This is a genomic window from Serratia odorifera (genome assembly GCF_041448735.1).
Taxonomy (GTDB): domain Bacteria; phylum Pseudomonadota; class Gammaproteobacteria; order Enterobacterales; family Enterobacteriaceae; genus Serratia_F; species Serratia_F odorifera.
The window spans coordinates 1-1,008 of record NZ_JBGMUT010000036.1; the positions used below are offsets into that span (position 1 = coordinate 1).

At 38.4% G+C, this 1,008-nt stretch carries 2 protein-coding genes; both read left to right on the top strand.

The genetic code is table 11. The features are described 5' to 3' along the window. A partial coding sequence (locus ACCC84_RS23805) for a superoxide dismutase (RefSeq protein WP_371902415.1) occupies positions 1-331 on the top strand: 331 nt, incomplete at its 5' end. A 348-nt stretch (positions 332-679) separates the two neighbouring features. Then, positions 680-1,008: IS110 family transposase (locus tag ACCC84_RS23810; RefSeq protein ID WP_371902416.1), on the top strand; the 329-nt coding region annotated here is incomplete at its 3' end.

Genomic DNA, 1,008 nt, shown 5'->3' on the forward strand with positions numbered 1-1,008 from the left:
AGATCAACTTTCCAAAGCAGCTATTAGTCGTTTTGGAAGTGGCTATGGATGGCTTGTTCTTGACGGTGAGGAACTCTCTGTTATGAGTACACCAAATCAAGATACGCCTTTGCAAGAAGGAAAAATCCCCTTACTCGTAATTGATGTATGGGAACATGCTTATTATTTAAAGTATCAAAATCGGCGCCCCGAGTTTGTTACCAACTGGTGGCATACAGTAAACTGGGACCAAGTAAAAAAAGTAATACTCCCTATAAGTAAAATACCAAGTAAAGAGTACAGAACAATTTTCATCCATTTCTTCATATGTATGACCTCCCTCGTATATTAATATTTAAGTCCTATTTCAGGCTTAGATTTTCTCTGTAATAAGAATCCTGTTATAAATAAAATACTTGGACGTTTCAAGATATTTCTAGATAATGATCTTAGGATCATTTGGGACAATTCTTATTCATCCTGTGGACTTACCACATAACTTAGAGTGTTTCTCAGTGAACGTGCGGGACTCCCTACTCGCAGGCTGAGCAGCCTGACCCTCGAACCTAGATGTTAGTAGCTCTAGGGCGGCTTTCGATTCAGGACTAGCTCTCATACACGAGGTTGTTGGTCGGCGTGCACACTAGAGATATCTCGAGACGTCCAAGGAATGATTCTAAATAGAAGGGAGGTCTCTTACATGAGATTATTTGTTGGTTTAGATGTAAGTTCGTTTGATATAAAAGCTTGTATTTTAAATGGTGAAGGGAAAAAGCTAGATTCCTTTTCGGTCAACAACGATTTGCCAGGTGCCACAGCGCTCAAAAAGCGAGTGTTAAAGTGTATAGCCAACCAAGAAATTGAAACTTTTAAAATCGGCCTAGAATCCACATCTGTTTATAGTTTTCATCCATCTATGTTTCTTCATTATGATGAAGACTTACAACGCTTTGGGGCAAAGGTATTTCTGATGAATCCAAAACAAATTGCAAATTTCAAGAAAAGCTATTCTGACATGGATAAAACAGA